The sequence below is a fragment of the Oleomonas cavernae genome (genome assembly GCF_003590945.1).
Classification (GTDB): domain Bacteria; phylum Pseudomonadota; class Alphaproteobacteria; order Zavarziniales; family Zavarziniaceae; genus Zavarzinia; species Zavarzinia cavernae.
In genome coordinates this window covers 348,899-366,963 of record NZ_QYUK01000008.1, presented here as the reverse complement: position 1 = coordinate 366,963, position 18,065 = coordinate 348,899, and the positions used below count along the sequence as shown (strand labels likewise).

19 protein-coding genes are annotated in these 18,065 nt (G+C 68.2%); 12 read left to right on the top strand and 7 right to left on the bottom strand.

The window, feature by feature from the left end; genetic code table 11:
• Nucleotides 1-10 precede the first annotated feature (10 nt).
• Nucleotides 11-643: a LysE family translocator gene (locus D3874_RS02000; protein ID WP_119775891.1), complete on the top strand. Its 633-nt coding sequence runs from the start codon at nt 11-13 to the stop codon at nt 641-643.
• A 6-nt stretch (nt 644-649) separates the two neighbouring features.
• Here D3874_RS02000 and cysQ read toward each other — a convergent pair whose 3' ends face one another.
• Together cysQ and D3874_RS01990 are read right to left on the bottom strand one after the other, a co-directional pair.
• Nucleotides 650-1,438, bottom strand: coding sequence for a 3'(2'),5'-bisphosphate nucleotidase CysQ (cysQ, locus tag D3874_RS01995; protein ID WP_119775889.1), 789 nt, complete (start codon nt 1,436-1,438; stop codon nt 650-652).
• Nucleotides 1,439-1,483: 45 nt separating this feature from the next.
• Nucleotides 1,484-1,687: a DUF3553 domain-containing protein gene (locus D3874_RS01990; protein ID WP_119775887.1), complete on the bottom strand. Its 204-nt coding sequence runs from the start codon at nt 1,685-1,687 to the stop codon at nt 1,484-1,486.
• A 114-nt stretch (nt 1,688-1,801) separates the two neighbouring features.
• Between D3874_RS01990 and D3874_RS01985 the strand changes: the two genes are divergently transcribed.
• The 6 genes from D3874_RS01985 to D3874_RS01960 all read left to right on the top strand — a co-directional run bounded on the left by D3874_RS01985 (nt 1,802) and on the right by D3874_RS01960 (nt 8,740).
• Nucleotides 1,802-2,413 carry a histidine phosphotransferase family protein gene (locus D3874_RS01985; RefSeq protein WP_119775885.1) on the top strand — a complete coding sequence of 204 codons (612 nt, stop codon included), beginning with the start codon at nt 1,802-1,804 and terminating at the stop codon, nt 2,411-2,413.
• Between the two features lie 114 nt (nt 2,414-2,527).
• Nucleotides 2,528-5,224 carry a hybrid sensor histidine kinase/response regulator gene (locus D3874_RS01980; protein ID WP_119776663.1) on the top strand — a complete coding sequence of 899 codons (2,697 nt, stop codon included), beginning with the start codon at nt 2,528-2,530 and terminating at the stop codon, nt 5,222-5,224.
• The gene (locus tag D3874_RS01975) at nt 5,205-5,615 is read left to right on the top strand and encodes a response regulator (protein ID WP_456306391.1); all 411 of its coding nucleotides are present in this window, start codon (nt 5,205-5,207) and stop codon (nt 5,613-5,615) included. The genes D3874_RS01980 and D3874_RS01975 overlap by 20 nt, the downstream gene beginning before the upstream one ends.
• A gap of 61 nt (nt 5,616-5,676) precedes the next feature.
• On the top strand, nt 5,677-6,774 hold the full coding sequence (locus tag D3874_RS01970) for a protein-glutamate methylesterase/protein-glutamine glutaminase (protein ID WP_456306390.1): 1,098 nt from the start codon (nt 5,677-5,679) through the stop codon (nt 6,772-6,774).
• On the top strand, nt 6,771-7,601 hold the full coding sequence (locus D3874_RS01965) for a CheR family methyltransferase (RefSeq protein ID WP_119775880.1): 831 nt from the start codon (nt 6,771-6,773) through the stop codon (nt 7,599-7,601). Before D3874_RS01970 ends, D3874_RS01965 begins: the two co-directional genes overlap by 4 nt.
• A gap of 230 nt (nt 7,602-7,831) precedes the next feature.
• Entirely contained in the window at nt 7,832-8,740 is a 909-nt protein-coding gene (locus D3874_RS01960) for an alpha/beta fold hydrolase (RefSeq protein ID WP_119775878.1), read from the top strand.
• A gap of 2 nt (nt 8,741-8,742) precedes the next feature.
• Here the strand turns inward: D3874_RS01960 and ctrA are convergent, their stop codons facing one another.
• Nucleotides 8,743-9,450, bottom strand: a complete 708-nt coding sequence (ctrA, locus tag D3874_RS01955; protein ID WP_119775875.1) for a response regulator transcription factor CtrA — start codon at nt 9,448-9,450, stop codon at nt 8,743-8,745.
• 181 nt (nt 9,451-9,631) lie between these two features.
• Between ctrA and fliI the strand changes: the two genes are divergently transcribed.
• The 5 genes from fliI to D3874_RS01935 all read left to right on the top strand — a co-directional run bounded on the left by fliI (nt 9,632) and on the right by D3874_RS01935 (nt 13,968).
• Nucleotides 9,632-10,951, top strand: a complete 1,320-nt coding sequence (gene fliI, locus D3874_RS01950) for a flagellar protein export ATPase FliI (protein WP_119775873.1) — start codon at nt 9,632-9,634, stop codon at nt 10,949-10,951.
• A 4-nt stretch (nt 10,952-10,955) separates the two neighbouring features.
• A complete protein-coding gene (locus D3874_RS01945; protein WP_119775870.1) occupies nt 10,956-11,393 on the top strand; it encodes a flagellar FliJ family protein in 438 nt (145 codons plus the stop codon).
• A 96-nt stretch (nt 11,394-11,489) separates the two neighbouring features.
• Complete coding sequence (locus D3874_RS31810) at nt 11,490-11,888, top strand: oxidoreductase (RefSeq protein ID WP_274380554.1); 399 nt, start codon at nt 11,490-11,492, stop codon at nt 11,886-11,888.
• Nucleotides 11,873-13,510, top strand: coding sequence for an oxidoreductase (locus D3874_RS01940; protein ID WP_274380553.1), 1,638 nt, complete (start codon nt 11,873-11,875; stop codon nt 13,508-13,510). The genes D3874_RS31810 and D3874_RS01940 overlap by 16 nt, the downstream gene beginning before the upstream one ends.
• 17 nt (nt 13,511-13,527) lie before the next feature.
• Complete coding sequence (locus tag D3874_RS01935) at nt 13,528-13,968, top strand: nuclear transport factor 2 family protein (protein ID WP_119775868.1); 441 nt, start codon at nt 13,528-13,530, stop codon at nt 13,966-13,968.
• A gap of 173 nt (nt 13,969-14,141) precedes the next feature.
• Here the strand turns inward: D3874_RS01935 and D3874_RS01930 are convergent, their stop codons facing one another.
• The 4 genes from D3874_RS01930 to D3874_RS01915 all read right to left on the bottom strand — a co-directional run bounded on the left by D3874_RS01930 (nt 14,142) and on the right by D3874_RS01915 (nt 18,057).
• Nucleotides 14,142-14,678 (bottom strand): PadR family transcriptional regulator, encoded by a 537-nt coding sequence (locus D3874_RS01930; RefSeq protein ID WP_119775866.1) that lies wholly within the window; start codon nt 14,676-14,678, stop codon nt 14,142-14,144.
• Nucleotides 14,679-14,753: 75 nt separating this feature from the next.
• Nucleotides 14,754-16,211 (bottom strand): hypothetical protein, encoded by a 1,458-nt coding sequence (locus D3874_RS01925; RefSeq protein ID WP_119775864.1) that lies wholly within the window; start codon nt 16,209-16,211, stop codon nt 14,754-14,756.
• Nucleotides 16,208-17,011: a nucleotide-binding protein gene (locus D3874_RS01920; protein ID WP_233559789.1), complete on the bottom strand. Its 804-nt coding sequence runs from the start codon at nt 17,009-17,011 to the stop codon at nt 16,208-16,210. The genes D3874_RS01925 and D3874_RS01920 overlap by 4 nt, the downstream gene beginning before the upstream one ends.
• Nucleotides 17,008-18,057 carry a flagellar biosynthesis protein FlhF gene (locus D3874_RS01915; protein WP_119775862.1) on the bottom strand — a complete coding sequence of 350 codons (1,050 nt, stop codon included), beginning with the start codon at nt 18,055-18,057 and terminating at the stop codon, nt 17,008-17,010. Before D3874_RS01915 ends, D3874_RS01920 begins: the two co-directional genes overlap by 4 nt.
• Nucleotides 18,058-18,065: the final 8 nt, after the last annotated feature.

The following is an 18,065-nucleotide window of genomic DNA, read 5'->3' as shown; positions in this document are numbered from 1 at the left end:
TCGGGGAATTATGGATTTAGAACTGTTCGTCCGCGCCCTAGTCGTCGGTTACGTCGTTGCGGCGCCGGTCGGACCGGTCAATCTCGTCTGCATTCACCGCACCCTGCACATGGGGCGCATGAACGGCTTCATGGCCGGGGTGGGGGGCGCCCTTGCCGATGGCCTGTTCGCCGTCGTCGCCGCCTTCGGCCTGACGGCGGTGTCCAACTGGATGCTGTCTCATGACGGCTGGATGCGGTTGTTCGGCGGGATCTTCCTGGTCATCCTGGGGCTGCGGACCTTCTTCACCGAACCCCATGACCGCAGCATGAAGGCCGACGAGGGCTCGGTCCCGCACGCCATGGCCGGTACCTTCCTGCTGACCGTGACCAATCCCATCACGATCCTGGGCTTCGCCACCGTCTTCGCCTCCACGGGCCTTGCCAGCGACGGCAGCTACTCCAACGCCGCGATCACCGTCGCCGGGGTCTTCGGCGGCTCGGTCGCCTGGTGGCTGACCCTGTCCCTGCTGGTCGGCCTGCTGCGCGGCAAGCTGGAAACCAGGGGCCTGAAGCTGATCAACCAGATATCGGGCGTCGCCATCGTCGGCTTCGGCATATGGGCCTTGGCCAGCCTGATCGATCATCCGCTGTTGGCCGGCTGAGACGCCTCACCCGCCCTTGACGATGAACTTCGGGTTGCGGAAGCCGGGCTTGGCATAGGACAGCGCGGCGCCTTCCAGCGTGCTGACCGTGCCGCCCGCGGCGAGCACGACGGCATGGCCGGCGGCGGTATCCCATTCCATGGTCGGCCCCATGCGGGGGTAGAGATCGGCCAGGCCTTCCGCGACCAGGCAGAATTTCAGGCTCGAGCCGGCGGCGACCATGGAAGCAACCGAATAGCCGGCCAGGAAATCATCGGTCTCGTGGTCGCGGTGGCTGCGGCTGGCGACCACGGTCAGGCCTTCGGGCGGGACGGGGCGGACGGTGATTTCCTGGGGCGGCAGGCCCGCCTTGTAGACCATTGCCGTGCCGGCGCCGTGGCCGGTATGGGTCCAGCCCTTGGCGGGCGTGTGCACCACGCCTATCACGGGCACGCCGTCTTCGACCAGGGCGATGTTCACGGTGAATTCGCCGTTGCGCTTGACGAACTCCTTGGTGCCGTCCAGCGGGTCGACCAGCCAGAAGTGTCGCCAGGACGCCGGATCGCCCGCCGGCAGCTTGCCCGCCGAGGCCATCTCTTCGGCGACCACCGGGATGTCGGGGGTCAGCCTGGCAAGACCGGCCAGGATCACGGCTTCGCCGGCCAGGTCCGCGTCGGTGACCGGATCGTTCACACCCTTCGAGCGGACGTCGAAGTCGCTTTCATAGATCTTCATGATCGCGATGCCGGCCTCGCGGGCAAGATCGGCGAGGGCGACGATCAATTCGGCGCGGGCAGGGGCATCCAAACGCGACATGGCACTTCCGGTTGGTTCAGGGGAACGATATAGGCGAAGCGCACTCTAGTGGCGGTCGCGGCTTCCGTCATCGACCACTTGGAGGTCGACGACCTCGACATTGATCAGGCGCTTGCCCGCATGTTCGAAATTCACCGTGACCCGTGCGCCGACCACGCTTTGCACCTGGCCGATCCCCCAATCCGGCTGGCCGGGATGGCGAACCCGCACCCCGGGGGCGAACAGGCTGGCGGCGATATGCCTGGTCATGGGATGGGGCGCGTCATGGTGTGGCGCTCATGGGGTTGCTCGGTTAATCTCGATTCGTCCGTACTGTCGCCCGGCCGTCCTGCCGGGGCAACTCATTGGGTTTGAGCGCGCTCCATGAACGATCCGCTGCGCCTCGTCGGTCTGCTCTGCTCGCGTCTCTGCCATGATCTGGTCGGTCCCGTAGGGGCCGTGGTGAACGGGGTCGAACTGCTGACCGACGCGGCCGACGACGACGATCTGCGCGATCAGTCGATCGCCCTGATCGGCGACAGCGCCAACGAGCTTTCGGCGCGCCTGCGCTTCTTCCGCATCGCTTTCGGTGCCGCCGGCGGCGACGTGCCCATGGCACGCGACGAACTGGTTTCCATCGTTGCCCCGGTGCTCCAGGGGCGGCGCATCAGCCTTGGCGTCGAGGGCGCGCGCGACGGCGTCCCGCGGGAGCAACTGCGCCTGCTGTTCACCCTGGCGCTGATCGCGGCGGATTGCCTGCCGCGGGGCGGGCGGCTGACGCTCGACCTCGAAACCACCACCTTCGTCGCCCAGGGCGACCGCTGCGCCCTGCCGGCCGGCCTGGCGGCGGCCCTGGCCGGGGCCGAGGCCGAACTGGACCCGCGCAGTGCCCCGGGGGCGCTGGCCCGCCAACTGGCCGGTGCCGAGGGGCTGGTCGTTACCGCCGCCGCTGCCGACGGGGCCGTGACCATCGGCCTGAGCGCGCAGGCTTCCTGAGCGCTCAGGCCCGCCTGTTCATCGAATCTTTACTGGCCCTGACCGACCCTGTTGCCAAGACAGAGAATTGTGCGCCCGCCGCCCGTGGCGGCCGCGCCTTGGCCGGGGGTGCCCGTGGACGACCTGCTCAGCGAATTCCTTACCGAAACCGCGGAAAACCTCGACGTCGTCGATGTCGAAATCGTCAAGCTGGAACAGGACCCCAACAACGGCCCGGTTCTTTCCAATATTTTCCGCCTGGTTCACACCATCAAGGGCACCTGCGGCTTCCTGGGGTTGCCGCGGCTCGAGACGATTGCCCATGCGGCGGAAAACGTGCTGGGCAAGTTCCGCGCCGGCGAGATGGTCGTCAGCCCCGAGGCGGTGACCCTGATCCTGGCCTCGCTGGATCGCATCAAGGAAATCCTCGCCGCGCTGGGGGCCACCGAGCGTGAGCCCGAGGGCGACGACGCGGAACTGATCGCCCGCCTCGACGATCTGGCCGAAGGACGGGCCGCCAAGGCACCGGCGCCGGTCGCCGTGGTGGTGCCGCTGCCGGCACCGGTGGTCGACCTGCCGCGTGTTCTGAAGCCGGGCGAGGTCTCGCTCGAAGAGCTGGAAGCCGCCTTCCAGATGGCGCCCAGCCCCGAACAGATCGCGGCCGGCATCGATCCGATCCTGTCCGAGGCCGAGGCCGCGGCAACCGCCGCGGTAGTGCCCGAGGCCCCGGCGGCCAAAATGGCGGAAATCGCCCCGGACGCCGCCGAGGCGCGGGGCGACGGCAACGTCGGCAACCAGACCCTGCGGGTCTCGGTCGACCTGCTTGAAAACCTGATGACCATGGTTTCGGAACTGGTGCTGACCCGCAACCAGCTCCTGCAGATGGTGCGCCAGGCCGGCGACACCGAATTTGCCGGCCCCTTGCAGCGCCTGTCCCTATGCACCAGCGAGTTGCAGGAAGGCGTCATGAAGACGCGCATGCAGCCCATCGGCAATGCCTGGGCCAAGCTGCCGCGCGTCATCCGCGACCTGAGCCACGAGTTGAAGAAGAAGATCGACCTGCAGATGATCGGCGCCGAGACGGAGCTGGATCGCCAGGTGCTGGAGCTGATCAAGGATCCGCTCACCCATATGGTGCGGAACTCGGCCGATCACGGCCTGGAACGGCCCGAGCAGCGCCGTGCCGCCGGCAAGCCCGAGACGGGCCGCATTACCTTGAACGCCTATCACGAAGGCGGCCATATCATCATCCAGATCGCCGACGACGGGCGCGGGCTGGACCTGGCGCGGATCAAGGCGAAGGTGGCGGCGGCCGGGCTGGCGACCGAGGCCGAGCTCAATGCCATGACCGACGCCCAGTTGGGCCGCTATATCTTCCATCCCGGCATTTCCACCGCCGACAAGGTCACCAACGTCTCGGGCCGCGGCGTCGGCATGGATGTGGTCAAGACCAATATCGAGAAGATCGGCGGCACCGTCGACCTGAAGACCGCGCCGGGCAAGGGCACCAGCTTCCAGATCAAGATCCCGCTGACCCTGGCCATCGTCTCGGCCCTGATCGTCGAATGCGCGGGCGAGAAATTCGCGGTGCCGCAGATCGGCGTCGTCGAACTGGTCCACACCAGCCCTGAGTCCGAGCACAAGGTCGAGGTGATCAACCGCACGCCGGTGGTGCGCCTGCGCAACCGCCTGCTGCCCCTGATCTTCCTGGCCGAGGCGATGCGCCTGGTGCCCGAGAACGCGCCCCGGCCGACCAGCGCCTTCATCATCGTCGCCCAGGTCGGCACGCAGACCTTCGGCATCGCCGTCGACCGGGTTTTCGATACGGAAGAAATCGTGGTCAAGCCGGTCGCCTCGATCCTGCGCGACAATGCCCTGTTCTCGGGCAACACCATCCTGGGCGACGGCAGCGTCATCATGATCCTGGATCCCAACGGCCTGGCCCAGCGCACCGGCGAGGCCCTGCGCGATCCCCATGAGACGGCGGCGGCGGAAGCGGTCGGCCAGCGTGAAGGCAATACCACCTCGCTGCTGGTGTTCCGGGCGGGCGGCGCCGAGCGCAAGGCGGTGCCCCTGGCGCTGGTCGCGCGCCTGGAAGAAATCGAGGTGGCGCGGATCGAGCACTCGAACGGCCGGCCGATGGTGCAGTATCGCGGCAAGCTGATGCCGATCGTCGGTGCCGATCCCGACTATCGCCTGCGCCAGCAGGGCGGCCAGCCGGTGATCGTGTTCGCCGACGGCGACCGGGCGATGGGCCTGGCCGTCGACGAGATCATCGACATCGTCGATGATCGCCTCGATGTCGAACTGAAGGCTTCCCGTCCCGGCCTGATCGGCACGGCGGTGGTTGCAGGCCAGGCGACCGGCATGATCGATGTCGCGCACTACCTGACGCTCGCCTATGACGACTGGTTCCATCGCTCGGCCGCCGACGATGCCGGTGCGGCGCTGCGCCACCGCTCGGTCCTGCTGGTCGACGACAGCCCGTTCTTCCGCAACATGATCGTGCCGGTGCTGTCCGTTGCCGGCTATGACGTGACCACCAGCGTCGATGCCGATGCCGCCCTGAAGCTGCGCGACCAGGGCGCCGAGTTCGACCTGATCGTGTCCGATATCGAGATGCCGGGCATGGACGGTTTCGAATTCGCCGCCACCATCCGCCGCGAGGGGCGCTGGCGCGATACGCCGATCATCGCTTTGTCGTCGCGTACCGCCCCGGCCGACTTCGAGCGTGGCCGCAAGGTCGGCTTCGTCGACTATATCGCCAAGGGCGATCGCGACGGCCTGCTTGAATCCCTGCGCCATACCCTGGATGGCCGCCGTGCCGCTTGAGTTGGTCAAGTCCGGAGTTGCCGTGATGAAATCATGCCTCGTCGTCGATGACTCACGCGTCATCCGCAAGGTTGCCCGCCGGATGCTGGAGGAGATCGGCTTTGCCGTCGACGAGGCGGGGGACGGCAAGGAGGCGCTGGACCGTTGCGCCGCCCACCTGCCGGATTTCATCCTGCTGGACTGGAACATGCCGGTGATGAACGGGCTGGAGTTTCTCAAGGCCCTGCGCGCGGCGCCGGACGGCGGCGGCCCCATCGTGGTGTTCTGCACCACGGAGAACGATATCGAGCACATCCAGGCGGCGCTCGAAGCCGGTGCCAGCGAATATATCATGAAGCCTTTCGATCGCGAGATCCTTGAGGCCAAGCTCGTCTCGGTTGGTGCCATCTGAGATGGCGATCGAGCCTAGGCCCGCAGCCGCTGCCATGCCGGACGGTGGACCGCTACGGGTCATGGTCGTCGATGATTCAGTGGTGATCCGCGGCCTGGTCGGGCGCTGGCTGGCGGCGGAGGCCGATATCCAGGTGGTGGCGGTCGCCGGCAACGGCGCCATCGCCGTGCGGGATGTGGCGCGTGCCAACCCGGAAGTCGTGGTGCTGGACATCGAGATGCCGGAAATGGACGGCCTCGCCGCCCTGCCGGAAATTCTGCGCCAGGTGCGCCAGGTGCGGGTCTTGATGTCCTCGACGCTGACCCAGGCCGGCGCCGAGGTGACGTTGAAGGCCCTGACCCTGGGCGCCGCCGACTATCTGACCAAGCCCAGCTCCACGCGCGAGGCGGGAACGGTCGAAGCCTTCCGCCATGAACTGATCACCAAGATCCGCGCCCTGGGCCAGGCGGGCCGGCGGCGGCGGCGGGCGCCGGCGGCGTCCGCGGTGACCGCGCTGCGCCCGGCCACTTCGCCCTTGACCCGCGATACGCCGCGCATCGCCTGCCGGGCCGCCGGCACGCAGCGCCCCCAGGTCATCGCCATCGGCAGTTCGACCGGCGGGCCGCAGGCCCTGTGCAGCCTGCTGGGGCCGCTCGCCCGCCGGCTTCAGCAGCCGATCCTGATCACCCAGCACATGCCCGCGACCTTCACGGCCATCCTGGCGCAGCACCTGGAAAAGGCGACCGGCGTCGCCGCGGCCGAGGGCCGGGACGGCGAAGCGATCCAGGGGCAGCGCATCTATGTGGCGCCGGGCAATCACCACATGGTGGTGGAACGCCAGGGTGCGCAGCGCGTCATTCGCCTGACGCAGGAGCCGCCGGAGAATTTCTGCCGCCCCTCGGTCGATCCCATGATGCGCTCGATCGTTGCGGCCTATGGCGGCGCGGTCCTGGCGGTCATGCTGACCGGCATGGGCCAGGACGGGTTGAAGGGCGCCCAGGCGATCGTCGAGGCGGGCGGCACCCTGATCGCGCAGGACGAAGCATCGTCCGTGGTCTGGGGCATGCCGGGCGCCGTGGCGACGGCGGGCCTGTGCAGTGCCGTGCTGCCCTTGGGCGAGATGGGGGGCGCAATCGAGCGATTGTCCGGCGGTTCCTTCAAGGCCGGAGAAAGCGCATGAGCCCGTCCGATTTCCAGTTCCTGGCCGATCTGCTGAAGACCCGTTCAGGCCTGATCCTGAGCGCCGACAAGGGCTATCTGGTCGAATCGCGCCTGCTGCCGATCGCGCGCAAGCGGGGGCTCAATACCTTGGATGCGCTGGTCGCGGTGCTGCGTCGCAAGGACGAGGCCGCGGTGCGCGAGGTGGTCGAGGCGATGACCACCAATGAATCGTTCTTTTTCCGCGACAACACGCCGTTCGACATCTTCAAGTCCCATGTCCTGCCGCACCTGCTGGCGGCGCGCGCGGCGAGCAAACGCATCCGCATCTGGTCGGCGGCGGCCTCGACCGGGCAGGAGGCCTACTCCCTGGCCATGCTGCTGGCCGAACAGAAGGCGGCGCTGGCCGGCTGGCGGATCGAGATCGTGGGCACCGACCTGTCGGCCGATGTCCTGGCCCGTGCCCGGGCCGGCCTCTACACCCAGTTCGAGGTGCAGCGCGGCCTGCCCATTCAGATGCTGGTCAAGCACTTCAAGAAGGAAGGTGACCAGTGGCGTATCTCGCCGGAACTGCGCGACGTGGTGCAGTTTCGCGAGTTCAACCTGCTCGACAATTTCTCGGGCCTCGGCCGCTTCGACATCGTCTTCTGCCGCAACGTGCTGATCTATTTCGACCAGACCACCAAGGCTGCGGTGTTGGAGCGCCTGGTGAAGATCATGCCCGAGGACGGCAGCCTGTTCCTGGGCGCCGCCGAAACCGTCCTGGGCCTGACCAACCGCCTGCGCCCGGTCAAGGATCGCCGGGGGCTTTACGAGCCCGTGCCTGTCGCCCAGGCGATGCTGGCTTAAGCTACGGGCCGCGCCTTTTTCTCCCCTCCGCCCGCTTGCGGGGGAGGGGCTGGGGAGGTGGGTCGGGACGCCTCGAGATACTGGTGTTTTGCCTCCACGACCTCCTCACCCAACCCTCTCCTCCCTTGGAGGAGAGGGCTTTGCCCGCGCGTCTGACACTTTGTCATCTTTGGCTTGCCTGAGCGCGGTCGTGCGGTCAGACTCCCCGCAAACGGGCGGCGGGAGGATACATGGCCGGCATCATCAGCCTTCAGGCGGGCACGCTGCGCCTCAGCGCACTCGAAACGCCCGCCGCCGATGGCCGGGCCGACGCGCCGGTGGCCCTGTGCCTGCATGGCTTCCCCGACGATTTTCACAGTTTCGATGAACTGACACCGGTACTCGCGGCCGCGGGCTTTCGGGTGATCGCCCCCATGATGCCGGGCTACGAACCCTCGTCCCAGCCGCGTGACCGCGACTATTCGGTGCCGGCCCTGGCCGATCATCTGCGCCTTGCGATCGACGGCCTGAATGCTGCGGAACTGCACTTGATCGGGCACGATTGGGGCGCCATGGTCGGGCACCTGATCGCCGCGGGCAATCCGCCGGGCCTCAAAAGCTGGACCGACATCGCGATCCCGCCGGCTGGCCGCATCCTGGCCGTGATGGGGGCCAAGCCGTCGATCCTGCTGCCCTTCTGGTATATCGCGTTGTTTCAGGCCCGCGGCCTGGCCGACTGGCTGGTCTCGCGTCAGGACTGGCAGTTCATCGATTTGCTGTGGCGCCGCTGGTCACCGGGCTGGACGCCGCCGGCAGGGGCGCTGGCGCAGGTGAAGGCGACCTTGGGCGCGCCGGGGGTGCGGCGGGCGGCGCTGGGCTACTATCGGGCGATGTTCGATTTCCTGAGCCCGCGCTTTCGCGAAGGCCAGCGCCGGGCAGCGCAACCGGTGCCGGTGCCCAGCCTGATCCTGGCCGGGCGGCGCGACGGCTGCTTCCCGGCCGTCGCCTTCGAGCGTGCCATGAACGAGGCGGACTATCCCGCCGGCGTGCGCCTGGAAATCATCGATGAGGCCGGCCATTTCCTCCATCGCGAACAGCCGCTACTGGTCAACGAACTGATCGTGAACCATCTGCGCCGCGCCCGCGGCGCAGCAGCTTAAGGTCAGGCCGTGCGTGATTTGGCCCCGATGGCATCGGTCTGGTCGCGCAGGACATAGCCGCGGCCCCAGACCGTCTCGATGTAATTGTCGCCGTTGGTTGCCTGGGCCAGTTTCTTGCGCAGCTTGCAGATGAAGACGTCGATGATCTTCAGCTCCGGCTCGTCCATGCCGCCATAGAGGTGGTTGAGGAACATCTCCTTGGTCAGGGTCGTGCCCTTGCGCAGGGAGAGCAGTTCCAGCATGGCGTATTCCTTGCCGGTCAGATGCACCGGCGTGCCCTCGACGTCGACCGTCTTGGCGTCCAGGTTGACGGTCATGCGGCCGGTCCTGATCTGCGACTGGGAATGCCCCTTGGAGCGGCGGACGATGGCGTGGATGCGCGCCACCAGCTCTTCGCGGTGGAAGGGCTTGGTCAGGTAGTCGTCGGCACCAAAGCCCAGGCCCTTGACCTTGGAATCGAGGCCAGCGACGCCGGTTAGGATCAGGATCGGCGTGTTGATCTTCGAAGCCCGGAGCTTCTTGAGCACGTCGAAGCCGTTCATGTCCGGCAGGTTCAAGTCGAGCAGGATGATGTCGTAGTCATAGAGCTTGCCGAGATCGAGCCCCTCTTCGCCGAGGTCCGTCGCATAGACGTTGAAGCCCTCGGTATTGAGGATCAGCTCGATACTCTTCGACACCTGCGCGTCGTCTTCGATCAGCAGCACTCGCATCGGCCACCCCCCTCCCGATCGCTCTGTTGTCGATCAGGGAATTAACGAAGGTTAATGTGCCCCTCAGGGACAACGATTGCAACCTGCATACAACCCTTATGCTTAACAATTCGTGGACGTTTGCTTTTACGCTCGGTTAATCGACCGCGGGTCATGATCATGCTCCTTCAGGGAGGCATGCGTGCAAGCATTGATCGCCGAAATCGCCGTGACCCCCACCGCCACCCGCTTCGCCCGGGTCGTGGCGGTGCAGGGGCTGCTGGTCGAAGTCGCCGGGGCCAAGGGCGCGATCGGGGTCGGCTCGCGCCTGCGCCTGGTCGGGCGCGATGGCGGCGAAACCCTGGCCGAAGTCGTCGGTTTCTCGGAAACGCGGGCACTGGCCATGCCGTTCGGGCCGGTCGACGGCGTCGGCATGGGCTCGAAGGTCATCATCGAGGATACCGCCCCGGCGGTGCACCCTTGCGACCAATGGCTGGGGCGGGTGGTGGACGCCCTGGGGCGGCCGGTCGACGGGCTGGGCGCGCTGCCGCGCGGCGCGCAGGCCTATCCCATCCGCTGCCAGCCGCCGCCGGCACACAAGCGCAAGCGCGTGGGCGGCAAGATCGACCTGGGCGTGCGCGCCATGAACACCTTCCTGACCTGCTGTCGCGGCCAGCGCATGGGCATTTTCGCCGGCTCGGGCGTGGGCAAGTCGTCGCTGCTGGCGATGCTGGCGCGCTATTCCAGCGCCGATGTCATCGTCATCGGCCTGGTCGGCGAACGCGGGCGCGAGGTGCAGGAATTCATCGAGGACGACCTGGGCCCCGACGGCCTGGCCCGTTCGGTGGTGGTGGTCGCAACCTCGGACGAAAGCGCCCTGATGCGCCGCCAGGCGGCCCACATGACCCTGACCGTGGCCGAGTATTTCCGCGACCAGGGCAAGGATGTGCTGTGCCTGATGGATTCGGTGACGCGCTTTGCCATGGCCCAGCGTGAGATCGGCCTTTCGGGCGGCGAGCCGCCGACCAGCAAGGGCTATACCCCGACCGTCTTCGCCGAACTGCCCAAGCTGCTGGAACGCGCCGGCCCGGGCACCGGGAAAGGCACGATCACCGGCCTGTTCACCGTGCTGGTGGAAGGCGACGATCACAACGAGCCGGTGGCGGACGCGGTACGCGGTATCCTTGACGGTCACATCGTGCTCGAACGCGCGATCGCCGAACGCGGGCGGTTTCCCGCCATCAACATCCTGCGCTCGGTCAGCCGCACCATGCCCGGCTGCAACAGCGAGGACGAAACCCGCCTGGTCAAGACGGCGCGACGCTACATGGCCGCCTATGACGACATGGCCGAGATGATCCGGCTGGGCGCCTACCGCCGCGGCGCCAGCGACGAAATCGACAAGGCGATCGAGCTCAATCCCGGGCTCGAGGCGTTCCTGGGCCAGGGCAAGACCGAACAATCCAGCCTCGACCAGGGCTATGCCCGGCTCGGCCAGATCCTTGCACCGGTGATGGAGTAATCTCATGCGTAACGTTCGAGGCTTGCGAACCCTGATCCAGCTTCATCAACGCCAGCTCGACGAAAAGCGCCGCGTCCTGGCCGAGCTCGAACAGTTGCGCGCCGAGCTGGATCACAAGGTGGCGGCGCTCGACGCCGAGGTTGCCCGCGAACGCCTGGTTGCCGACAATCTGACCGAGGGCGCGCGGCAGTTCGCCGCCTATCTGAGCGGCGCCCGGTTGCGACGCGAGACCCTGGTGCGGTCGATCGACGAACTGGTCGAACAGATCGAGCTTGCGGCCAACACCGTCGCCGCCGCCTTCCAGGAAGTGAAGCGCTATGAAATCGCGGTCGATCTGAAAGAACGGCAGCGCCGCCAGGCCGTGGCCCAGGCCGAACAGGGCGAACTCGACGAAATTGCCCTGGTTCAGCACCGCCGGCGTGGGCGGCGGTTGGGGAGCTGACCCGCCCGGCCTTCGAGCGGCCGTCTATGCAACTAGTTGCAAATTGTCTGCCGATGTGGCAACGATAAGCGCAACTGATTGCATAGAGATGGATCGATGAGCCCCTATCCCCGTCTTCTCGAACCCCTCGACCTTGGTTTCGTCACGCTGAAGAACCGCGTGCTGATGGGCTCGATGCATGTCGGGCTGGAGGAGGCGCCGGGCGGCTTTGATCGGATGGCGGCCTTCTATGCCGAGCGGGCGAGGGGCGAGGCGGGCCTGATCGTGACGGGCGGCATCGCCCCCAACGACCGGGGCAGCCCCATGATGGGCGGCGCGGTGATGGCGAGCGAGGCCGATGCCGAGCACCACCGGGTGATCACCCGGGCCGTGCATGCCCAAGGCGGCCGCATCGCCATGCAGATCCTCCATTTCGGCCGCTATGCCTATCAGCCCGCCCTGGTGGCCCCAGCGCGGTCCAGGCACCGATCAACCCCTTCGTGCCGCACGCGCTGAGCGCCGACGAGGTGGAACAGACGATCGAGGATTTCGTGCGCTGTGCAGCACTCGCGCAATACGCGGGCTATGACGGCGTCGAGATCATGGGGTCCGAGGGCTACCTGATCAACGAGTTCATCGCCGCCCGCACCAACCAGCGCGACGATGCCTGGGGCGGCGCCTACGAGAACCGCATCCGCTTCCCGGTCGAGATCGTGCGCCGGGTGCGCGAGCGGGTGGGGGCCAATTTCATCATCGTCTACCGCCTGTCGATGCTGGATCTCGTGGACGGCGGTTCCTCGCTCGACGAGGTCGTCCACCTGGGCAAGGCGATCGAGGCGGCGGGCGCGACCATCCTCAACACCGGCATCGGCTGGCACGAGGCGCGCATCCCGACCATCGCCACCAAGGTGCCGCGCGCCGCCTATGCCTGGGTCACCCGGCTGCTGAAGGGGCAGGTGGGCATTCCGCTGGTGGCGACCAACCGAATCAACACGCCCGAGGTTGCCGAACAGCTCCTGGCCGACGGCTATTGCGACATGGTCTCGATGGCGCGGCCCTTCCTGGCCGACCCGCATTTCGTGCGCAAGGCGCGCGAGGGCCGGGCCGACGAGATCAACACCTGCATCGGCTGCAACCAGGCCTGCCTCGACCATACGTTCAGCGGGCGGATCACGTCGTGCCTGGTCAACCCGCAGGCCTGCCATGAGACCGAACTGGTGATCGAGCCCGCGCCGCAGCGCAAGCGCATCGCCGTGGTCGGCGCGGGGCCTGCGGGCCTGAGCTTTGCGACCACCGCCGCGGAGCGGGGCCACGAGGTGGTGCTGTTCGAGGCGGGCGCCGAAATCGGCGGCCAGTTCAACATCGCCAAGAAAGTGCCGGGCAAGGAAGAGTTCCACGAGACGCTGCGCTATTTCCGGCGCCGCCTCGAACGCCTGGGCGTGACCGTGAAGCTCGACACCCGGGTGTCTGCGGCCGAGCTTGCGCAGGGCGGCTTCGACGAGATCGTGCTGGCGACCGGGGTAACCCCTCGCGTGGCGGAAATCGAAGGCGCCGACCATCCCAAGGTGCTGGGCTATCTCGACGTCCTGCGCGACGAGGTGCCCGTAGGGGCGCGTGTCGCCGTGGTCGGGGCGGGCGGCATCGGCTTCGACGTCTCGGAATACCTGACCCACAGCGGCGAAAGCGCCAGCCTGGACCCGGCCAAGTTCTATGCCGAATGGGGCATCGATCCCGACTATCGCAACGCCGGCGGCATCCGCGCGGCGCAGGCCGAGGTGGCGCCCCGGCAGGTCTATCTTCTGCAGCGCAAGCAGAGCAAGGTGGGCGAGCAACTGGGCAAGACCACGGGCTGGATCCACCGCACCGCGCTGAAGGCGCGGCAGGTGGCGATGGTCCCGGCGGTCACCTATCGCCGGGTCGACGATGACGGCCTGCATGTCGCCGTGGGCGGCCAGGAGAAGCTGATCCAGGTCGACCACGTGGTGATCTGCGCCGGCCAGGAACCGCAGCGCGAACTCCTGGGCGCGCTCAGGCAAGCCGGCTGCACTGTTCACCTGATCGGCGGCGCCGATGTCGCGGCCGAACTGGATGCCAAACGGGCCATCGACCAGGGCACACGCCTGGCCGCGGCCATCTGAGAGAGAGGAGACACACCATGACCTCGACATTGTCCCATCTGCACCCGGCTGCCGCCGCCTCGCTTGCCGCCTGGCACGGGCTGGTGGCCAGCCGGAACCTGGATGATCTCGCCGCGATCGTCCATCCCGATGCGGTGTTCCGCTCGCCCATGGCGATCACTGCCTATCATTCGGCGGCGGCGCTGACTCTGGCGGTGAGCACCGTCATCCAGGTCTTCGAGAATTTCACCTATCACCGCGAGCTGGCGAGCGAGGACGGCCTCAACGTGGTGCTGGAATTCAGCGCCAACGTGGGCGACCGCCAGCTCAAGGGGATCGACCTCATCCGCTTCGACGAGCAGGGCAAGATCGTCGAGTTCGAGGTCATGGTCCGGCCGTTCACCGGGCTGCAAGCGTTGGGCAAGGAAATGGGCGCCCGCCTGGGCCACCTGCTGCCGGCGTTCAAGACGGCTGTGTAACGGGACTCGAAGGGTACCTTTGTGGCATTGTGCGTCCTTCGAGACGCCACGCTTCGCATGGCTCCTCAGGATGAGGAAAGTCTTTTTGCCACAAAGATTCTCCTCATCCTGAGGAGGCCCGAAGGGCCGTCTCGAAGGACGCACAACGTTCGTGCAAGGCTTCAGCCAAGCCTTCAGTCGCCGGGCGCTGCCAGGACGGCGAGCGCCTGGCGGCAGAATTCGACCCACAGGGTCTCGGTCATGATGCCGGCGGTGAGCACCAGGTGCCGCAACGCATCGGCCTTGGTGGGATCCACCCTCGAGAAGTCGCGGGTCTCGATCTCGCGGTAGAGGGCGAGCTGGGCGAGGTGCAGGGCCATCTGCCGCTCGATGTCGCGGGCGATGCCGGTCGGGCCGACCACGGCTTCGGCGCGCAGGCGGACCATCAGCTCGTTGCGCAGCGGCTTGGGATCGTTCGACTCGCCGACCCAGCGCTTGAGTTCCTGGCGCCCCGCCGGCAGCACGCGATAGGCCCGCTTGCGGCCGCGGCCGCCTTCGGGGGCAAGGGATTCGATCCACCCCGCCGCCTCGAGCCTGCCCAGTTCGCGGTAGATCTGCTGGTGCGTGGACTGCCAGAAATAGCCGATCGACCGGTCGAAGCGGCTGGCCAGTTCGGAGCCGGAGCAGGGGTGTTCCAGGAGGGCAGTCAGCAGCGCATGGGGCAGGGACATTCAAGGCTTCCGCGGGCGGCGATTCTCGATCCAGGAATCATGCTAGCGCAGATCGCAGGCCGGGTGTCGCCCGCCTCAGGCGGTCAGTGAAATGTGCCCGGCGGGCTGGGCGGCGGGCGGGCCGATGACCAGGCCGGGCGGGCCGTCCTGCACCTGGAACAGCAGGCTGCCGGCAAAACCCGCCGTTTCCAGCACTGTAAGATAGCGAGCCTCGACGCCCGAGCGCAGATCGGGATCGAGCGGGCGCCGGCTGCGCAGGATGGTGTCGATGCGCTTGTCCTGCATGAAGCCGTCGACCTGCAGGAGGCCCAGCTCGCTCAGCGACAGGTCGACCATGAAGCGCGTGCCGCGCCGGCCCTTGTGCACGTGCGCTTCGGCCTCGTCGGGATCGCCGGCGGGCTCCTCCTGCGGGCGGACGAAGATCATCACCGGCACGATCTGGCGGCCGTCGAAGAAGGGCATGACCAGCGGCCGCCAGCCCTGGGGCGCTGGCTCGGTCGCTGCCCGGGCGATCTCGCCGAACTCGGCCCCGGCCCGCAGCATCGGTGCCGGGCCGGCGTCGTGCTCGAGCGCCAGGCGGCGCTGGTCGCCCACCAGGCGCTTGAAATCGCGGAACTTGAGGGCGGCGCCCAGCAGGGCGACCGCCGCGGTCTGGCCGTCCTTCTGCGCCAGCCCCGGGAGGATCCGCGCCAGGCTGAGCCCGCCGTCTGGTTGCGCCGCGGCCAGCAGCCGCTCGATATCGGACAGAACGGTCCGCCCCGCGGCGAATTGCAGAACGGCCGGCGATGCTCCGGCCAGGCTGGGCAGCGTCGTCGCCGACGGCAACGGCGAGGCCGGCGACCGGGCGCCGTTGCGGGCAACGATGTCGAGCGCGATCCGCGTGCCGGGATCCAGCTCGGCGGGGGCATCGTTCAGGGTTACAACCCCTTCGGGGGTTGCCAGCCGCAACTGTATCGTGCCGTCGGCCTGGGGCCTGCGGCTGGTCACGCTGGCGTTGAGGACCGGCGCCTCGGTATCGAGGTGAAGGGCGATGGCCTGGGGCGGGCCGCCGCCGGCGGGCAGCAGCGTGCCGGCGAAGAGCTGCCGCGTCGGGGCGTTGGGCACCGGTGCCGCATTGGCGCCCAGGAACAGCAGTTCCAGCGGCCGCGGCGGCGATCCTGCCGGCCCCAGCAACAGGACCGACAAGGTATCGGCGGCGCCCTGCACCACCATGGATACGGGGGTTCCCGGCACCAGGCCCGCCGCGGCGGGCGAGGCCAGCAGGGCGAACTGGCCGGCCGCGGTGGTCAGTGTCGGGCGACCTTGCGCATCGGCCTTGCCGATCAGGCCGGTCAACAGGCTGCCGATGCGCAGGCGCAGGAGTTCGGCCGCGAGCACGACCGAGGCGGCGGCTGTCGGCGGCGGCACCGCCGCGGCTTCGCCGCCTGTACCGGCGCGGGATCGCGGCGAACCCTGGTCGCGCGGCTGACGCATGCTGTCGGGCGTCAGGCCCACAGCCGTTGCGTTGCTCGGGCCGGCGACGGGATCGGTCATGGCGGCGGGGCCAGCCCGGCTGCCAGCGCCTCGACATCGCGGGCGGCGTCGGCATTGGGGTGGCGGGTCAGGAGGGGCACCTGGTGACGGATGGCGTCCTTCACCTTGGCGTCCCGGCGCACGATGCCGGCCAGCGGCGGGCTGAATTTGAGGAAGCTTTCGCAGGCGCGCCGCAGGGTGGCATAGGTCCGCTCGCCCTCGGCCCGGGTCGTGGCCATGTTGACCACGACCTTCAAGTCGGGCCGGGGCGACAGGCGGCTGGCCACCTTGATGAAGGCATAGGCGTCGGTCAGCGAGGTCGGCTCGTCGGTCACCACCACCAGGGCCGGGCCGCCGGCCGAGGCGAGGATCAACTGGGTTGCGTCGATGCCGGCGCCGATATCGACGACGACATGATCGTAGCGTGGCGCGAGGTCGATGATGCCCTGGCGCAGGCCGGTGACTTCCTGGCGCGACAGGGACGACAATTGGCCCGAGCCCGACTTGCCGGCCACGACGTCGAAGCCGGTGGCGGCGACCGGGGTGACCGCGACGTCGAGATCAGTGCCATGGGCGATGACCGCGCCCAGGTCGTGTTCGGGCATCAGGCCCAATTGAATGTCGACATTGGCCAGGCCCAAGTCGCCGTCGAACAGCAGCACCCGCTTGCCCTGGCGGGCCAGGGCATGGGACAGGGTGATCGCCAGCCAGGTCTTGCCCACCCCGCCCTTGCCGGAAGCGACGGCGACGATGCGTCGCGCCTCGTTACGCCTGGCGTTCAGGCTGGCGGGTGCCCGGGCCATCGTGGTCTCAATGGTCATTGGGCGGCCTCCTCGAAGTCACTGTCGGCTTGGGGTTCGTCGTAATCCTGCATCAGGCGCTGGGCCAGTTCGACCGCATCGAGCGGGCGCAGCCCCTGCGCCACGAACGGGCTGGCGCTGACTTCCGCCAGGGCCATGTGCCCGGCCTCGGCCGCGGCGATCAGGCTGCCGATGCGCCGCGTGGCGTCCAGCCGTGTCGCGATCATGCGGCGCACGCCCAGGCGCGAGAACACCCGGGCGATATCCATGGCGTCGTGGGAGTCGGTCCCGGCGGCCAGCACCAGCACCGGCTCGACGTCGGCGGCGGCCAGCAGGCGGGTCAATTGGGTCATGTCGCCCTCGGCGAAGGGATTGACGCCCGCGGTATCGATCACCGCGCGCCGGCTGCGCCCGCCCGCGTGTTCGAGCTTGGCCAGTTCGGCCGGCGAGGCGGCCAGGCCCAGCGGCTGTTCCAAGGCCCGCAGATAGGCCTCCAACTGCGCCGTGGCGCCGGCCTTCAGCGTATCGGTGCTGATCACCCGCAGGGGCGCGCCGTCCAGGGCCGCGCGCGCTGCAATCTTGGCGGTTACCACGGTCTTGCCCACGCCGGGCGGGCCGACCAGCATGATCGAGCGGGCCAGCGGCGTGCTCAGGGGCGAGAAGCGCAGCAGGCCCGACAGGGCATGGGCCAGGGCATCGCTGGGGGCCGCGCCGACGAAGGCGCCGGCCGCGCGGGTGAGGCGGGTGATCTGGCGCCGCGGCGTGCGATGATGATCCAGGGCCCGGGCAATCTGCCGGGTGAAGAGTTCGTTCTGCCGCTCCTCGGCCGGATCCTGGCCCAGCAGTCGTTCCAGGCGGCGATCCAGCGCGGCTTCGGCCTTCGCCTCGGCCGGGCGCGGGGCCGGGGTGACGGCAGCCAGGGTCGTATCCTCGACCGCGGCGACGACTTCGACCGTGCCGCGCGCGGCGCGCCTGGTCGAGACGATGATTGCCTCGGTGCCCAGCGCCCTGCGGATGTCGTCCATCGCGGTCGCCATGTTGGGGGCGTGGAAGGTGCGCAGGCGCATGAGCCGCT

Excerpts from the sequence above, each read along its gene's own strand:
- D3874_RS02000 (WP_119775891.1), top strand. The coding sequence starts at position 11 with ATGGATTTAGAACTGTTCGTCCGCGCCCTAGTCGTCGGTTACGTCGTT.
- cysQ (WP_119775889.1), bottom strand. The coding sequence starts at position 1,438 with ATGTCGCGTTTGGATGCCCCTGCCCGCGCCGAATTGATCGTCGCCCTC.
- D3874_RS01990 (WP_119775887.1), bottom strand. The coding sequence starts at position 1,687 with ATGACCAGGCATATCGCCGCCAGCCTGTTCGCCCCCGGGGTGCGGGTT.
- D3874_RS01985 (WP_119775885.1), top strand. The coding sequence starts at position 1,802 with ATGAACGATCCGCTGCGCCTCGTCGGTCTGCTCTGCTCGCGTCTCTGC.
- D3874_RS01975 (WP_456306391.1), top strand. The coding sequence starts at position 5,205 with ATGGCCGCCGTGCCGCTTGAGTTGGTCAAGTCCGGAGTTGCCGTGATG.
- D3874_RS01970 (WP_456306390.1), top strand. The coding sequence starts at position 5,677 with ATGGTCGTCGATGATTCAGTGGTGATCCGCGGCCTGGTCGGGCGCTGG.
- D3874_RS01965 (WP_119775880.1), top strand. The coding sequence starts at position 6,771 with ATGAGCCCGTCCGATTTCCAGTTCCTGGCCGATCTGCTGAAGACCCGT.
- D3874_RS01960 (WP_119775878.1), top strand. The coding sequence starts at position 7,832 with ATGGCCGGCATCATCAGCCTTCAGGCGGGCACGCTGCGCCTCAGCGCA.
- ctrA (WP_119775875.1), bottom strand. The coding sequence starts at position 9,450 with ATGCGAGTGCTGCTGATCGAAGACGACGCGCAGGTGTCGAAGAGTATC.
- D3874_RS01945 (WP_119775870.1), top strand. The coding sequence starts at position 10,956 with ATGCGTAACGTTCGAGGCTTGCGAACCCTGATCCAGCTTCATCAACGC.
- D3874_RS31810 (WP_274380554.1), top strand. The coding sequence starts at position 11,490 with ATGAGCCCCTATCCCCGTCTTCTCGAACCCCTCGACCTTGGTTTCGTC.
- D3874_RS01935 (WP_119775868.1), top strand. The coding sequence starts at position 13,528 with ATGACCTCGACATTGTCCCATCTGCACCCGGCTGCCGCCGCCTCGCTT.
- D3874_RS01930 (WP_119775866.1), bottom strand. The coding sequence starts at position 14,678 with ATGTCCCTGCCCCATGCGCTGCTGACTGCCCTCCTGGAACACCCCTGC.
- D3874_RS01925 (WP_119775864.1), bottom strand. The coding sequence starts at position 16,211 with ATGACCGATCCCGTCGCCGGCCCGAGCAACGCAACGGCTGTGGGCCTG.
- D3874_RS01920 (WP_233559789.1), bottom strand. The coding sequence starts at position 17,011 with ATGACCATTGAGACCACGATGGCCCGGGCACCCGCCAGCCTGAACGCC.
- D3874_RS01915 (WP_119775862.1), bottom strand. The coding sequence starts at position 18,057 with ATGCGCCTGCGCACCTTCCACGCCCCCAACATGGCGACCGCGATGGAC.